Origin of the sequence: Methylorubrum podarium, from assembly GCF_022179745.1 — a bacterium.
GTDB classification, from domain to species: Bacteria; Pseudomonadota; Alphaproteobacteria; order Rhizobiales; family Beijerinckiaceae; genus Methylobacterium; species Methylobacterium podarium.
This window is the reverse complement of record NZ_BPRD01000327.1, coordinates 1-3,978: the sequence shown is the minus strand read 5'-3', so window position 1 is coordinate 3,978 and position 3,978 is coordinate 1. Positions and strand designations below refer to the sequence as shown.

Here is a 3,978-nt window from a genome sequence, read left to right as displayed (position 1 = left end):
GACCAGCCGTCCCTCGCGCAGCGCCGGCCCGGCGAGCCAGTCGGCGGTGAAGGTGATGCCGGCCCCCGCGACCGCGGCGGCGAGCGGCACTTCCGAATGGTCGGCGACGAGGGCGCAGGCGGGGCGCACCGTGCGGCGCTCCCCCTCCCGCGTCAGCGGCCAGTCGGGCCACGCGGCGTGGCCGGAGAATCCGAGGCAGGCGTGGCGCGCGAGGTCGTCGGGCGTCTCCGGCGTGCCGTGGGCGGCGAGGTAGGACGGCGCGGCCACCAGCAGGGTGCGGTAGCCGGCGATCCGGCGGGTGACGAGGGAACTGTCCCGTGGCGCCCCGGCCGCGACCCGGATCGCCACGTCGAAGCCGTCCGCCACGACATCGACGAAGCGGTCGCTGAGCCGGAGGTCGAGGCGGATCTGCGGGTGCTGCGCCAGGAAGGCAGGCAGCAGCGGCGCGATCCAGATCCGGCCGAAGGTGACGGGCAGCGAGACCCGCACGAGCCCCTGGGGCGTCGCCGCGAAGTCGCTCGCCTCGCGGTTGGCATCGGCCAGCTCGTCGAGCAGCGCCTGCACCCGCCGGCCATAGAGCGCCCCGGCCTCGGTCAGCGTCACCCGCCGGGTGGTGCGCGACAGGAGCCGCACGCCGAGCCGCCGCTCCAGCCCGCTCACTCGCCGCGACAGGACGGAGGCGTCGCGCCCGAGCCGTCGCGCCGCGGCGGCGAAGCTGCCGCTCTCCGCCACCGTCACGAAGGCCGAGAGCGCCTCCAGCCCGCCGGCCTCCAAGAATTCCTGCAAGTCCTGCACGAGTCAAATGCCGTCCGGCTGGATTCACCGTGATCCATGCATGGCTTACCTCGGCTCCATCGCAACGTCGAGGAGACCCATCATGAAGACCTTCCTCAGCATCGGCGCCGGCCCCGGCATGGGTCTGGCGACCGCCGAACGCTTCGCCCGCGAGGGCTTCCGCATCGTCCTGAGCGCCCGGAACGACGGGAAGACGAGGGACATGGCCGACGCGCTGCGCGCCGCGGGCCGCACGGTCGAGACCCGCACCGTCGATGCGGGCGATCCCGCCGGCGTCGCGGCCCTGGTCGCCGAGGTCGAGAGCACCTTCGGCATCGACGTGCTGCACTACAACGCCGCCGCCATGCGGCAGGCGCGCCTCGCGGACCAGCCGCGCGACACCTTCAACGCCGACCTCGCGGTCAATGTCGGCGGCGCGCTCGCCGCGGTGCAGGCGGCGGCCGAGGGGATGGCGGCGCGCGGCACCGGCACGGTCCTTCTGACCGGCGGCGGCTTCGCGCTGCAGCCGCATCCCGACTACCTCTCGCTCAGCATCGGCAAGGCCGGCATCCGCGCGCTCGCCCAAGGGCTGTTCGACAGCTTCAGGGAGAACGGCATCCACGTCGCCACCGTGACCGTCGCGGGCTTCGTCTCGCCCGGCTCGAAGGAGGCGGAGGCCGTGGCCGAGCGGTTCTGGCAGCTGCACGGCGAGCCGAAGGAGAGCTGGACCCTGGAGAGGGTCTACACGCCCTGAGGGCGACGCCTGGGCGGGATCGTCGGCGCAAGCTTGGCACGAATCGCGCGGGCCCTACCTCACCCTCCGCGCGCATCCGGCGCGACCACGGGAGGCTCTCCTTGGCAGGCACGCGCTCGGCACGGTTGGCAGCGGAGGTCGGCCCGAAGACGCCGCAGGTCGTGGTCCTCGTCGGCGCCACCGGCGACCTCTCGCAGCGCAAGCTGCTGCCCGGCCTGTTCCACCTCTACCGGGCCGGCTTCATCCCGGATCTGCGGATCGTCGGCGTGTCGCTCGACGACATCGGCGTCGAGGCGTTCCGCGGGCTCGCCCGCAAGGCCATCGACCAGTTCTTCACCCGCCAAGCCGGCGAGGCGGAATGGACCGCCTTCGCGGAACGGCTCGACTACGTGCCGCTCTCGGCCGGCGCCGGGGCGCTCGCGGCGGCGGTGGCCCGCGCCCGGGACAGCCTGGGCCAGGAGGGTGGGACCCAGGAGGGTGGGACCCGTGAGAGCCGGTGCCTGCATTATCTCAGCGTGCCGCCCGCCGCCGCGCTCACCGTGGTGCGCCTGCTCGCCGAGGCGGATCTGGCGGCGGGCTCGCGCATCATCATGGAGAAGCCGTTCGGCACCGATCTCGCGAGCGCGGTGGCGCTCAACGACCGGCTGCACGCCGTGTTCTCCGAGGACCAGATCTTCCGCATCGACCACTTCCTCGGCAAGGAGCCGGCGCAGAACATCCTCGCCTTCCGCTTCGCCAACGGCCTGTTCGAGCCGATCTGGAACCGCACCTTCATCGACCACGTGCAGATCGACGTGCCGGAGACCCTGGGGCTCGGCACCCGCTCCGCCTTCTACGAGGCGACCGGCGCCTATCGCGACATGGTGGTGACCCACCTGTTCCAGATCCTCGGCTTCATGGCGATGGAGCCGCCGACCTCGCTCGAACCGGGGCCGATCTCGGAAGAGAAGAACAAGGTCTTCCGCTCCATGCTCCCGCTCGATCCGCGGGAGGTGGTGCGCGGGCAATATGCCGGCTACCGATCCGAGCCCGGCGTCGATCCGCAATCGGACACCGAGACCTTCATCGCCCTCAAGTGCCGCATCGACAACTGGCGCTGGGCCGGGGTGCCGTTCTTCCTGCGCACCGGCAAGCGGATGGCCGAGGGGCAGCGCATCATCTCGATCGCCTTCCGCGAGCCGCCGAAAAGCATGTTCCCGGTCAATTCGGGCGTCGGCGCGCAGGGGCCCGACCACCTCACCTTCGACCTCGCCGACGCCTCGAAGATGTCGCTCTCCTTCTACGGCAAGCGGCCGGGGCCGGGGATGCGGCTCGACAAGCTCTCGCTCCAGTTCAACATGAAGGACACCGGCCTGATGGGCGAGGTGCTGGAGGCCTACGAGCGGCTGATCCTCGACGCCATGCGCGGCGACCACACCCTGTTCACCACGGCCGAGGGCATCGAGCGGCTGTGGGAGGTCTCGACCCCGCTGCTGGAGGCGCCGCCGCCGGTGCGGCTCTACGCGCCGGGCTCCTGGGGGCCGAAATCGATCCACCAGCTCGTGGCGCCGCAGGCATGGCGCCTGCCCTTTGAGCGGGAATGGCGCAACACCGACGAGCACGGCTGACGGCCCGCCGGCGCACCGTACAGCAACGATTCACGCGCGCAGGCACCCGATCGGATCCGACGTGATAAACTGGAATAATTCTCAGCTCAGTCTCAGAAAATCCTCCGTCAAGACGGTTGCCGGCTCATCGAAAATGGGGGTCACAAGGAAAACTTGCTCATCGAGCCGATCCGTCTAATCTGGTCCACCAACGATTCGACTGACGGACATCCAGCCGCACGCGCCGCATGAGCCTGACGACTGCCCAGATCCTCGATCTCGCCCCCGACGCGTCGAGCCGCAAGGCCGGGCAGGATCAGGCGAAGCCGCAGAAATGGGCTGGCCTCGGCCGGGCGGGCACGGTGATCTGGGGCGAAATCAAGGGCAGCGGGGCGAGCCCCTACCGCACGGTGGCCGACCTCGCCGGCCCCGCCTCGAAATGCACCTGCCCGAGCCGGAAATTCCCCTGCAAGCACGGTCTCGGCCTGATGCTGGTGGACGCGGCCTCGCCCATCACCGAGGCAGAGCCGCCGGACTGGGCCGCCGCCTGGATGAAGGGGCGCGAGAGCCGCGCCGCCGCGGCCGAGACGCGGGCGAAGGAGCCCGCCAAGCCGATCGATGAGAAGGCGCAGGCCAAGCGGCGGCAGGCCCGCGAGGACCGGGTCGCGGCGGCGCTCGACGAACTCGACCTCTGGCTGCGCGACCTGATGCGGCGCGGGCTCGCCGCCGCGCGCTCCGAGCCCTACGCCTTCTGGGACCGCATGGCCGGGCGCCTCGTGGACGGGCAGGCGCCGGGCCTCGCCCGCCGGGTGCGCGCCCTGCCGGGACTGGTCGCCGCGGCGCCCCAGGCGGGCGCGCCGCGGC

At 71.7% G+C, this 3,978-nt stretch carries 4 protein-coding genes; 3 read left to right on the top strand and 1 reads right to left on the bottom strand.

Annotated elements, in window-relative coordinates:
- Positions 1-795: LysR family transcriptional regulator (locus tag MFF42_RS16290; RefSeq protein ID WP_238256681.1), on the bottom strand; the 795-nt coding region annotated here is incomplete at its 3' end.
- Between the two features lie 82 nt (positions 796-877).
- Here MFF42_RS16290 and MFF42_RS16285 point away from each other — a divergent pair.
- The 3 genes from MFF42_RS16285 to MFF42_RS16275 form a co-directional block, all read left to right on the top strand.
- Positions 878-1,528, top strand: coding sequence for an SDR family NAD(P)-dependent oxidoreductase (locus MFF42_RS16285; RefSeq protein WP_238256680.1), 651 nt, complete (start codon positions 878-880; stop codon positions 1,526-1,528).
- Positions 1,529-1,629: 101 nt separating this feature from the next.
- Positions 1,630-3,135 (top strand): glucose-6-phosphate dehydrogenase, encoded by a 1,506-nt coding sequence (zwf, locus tag MFF42_RS16280; protein WP_238256679.1) that lies wholly within the window; start codon positions 1,630-1,632, stop codon positions 3,133-3,135.
- A gap of 227 nt (positions 3,136-3,362) precedes the next feature.
- Positions 3,363-3,978 (top strand): SWIM zinc finger family protein (locus tag MFF42_RS16275; protein ID WP_238256678.1); only part of this gene is annotated, 616 nt, incomplete at its 3' end.

Coding starts and splice junctions, on each gene's coding strand:
- MFF42_RS16285 (WP_238256680.1), top strand. CDS start 878: ATGAAGACCTTCCTCAGCATCGGCGCCGGCCCCGGCATGGGTCTGGCG.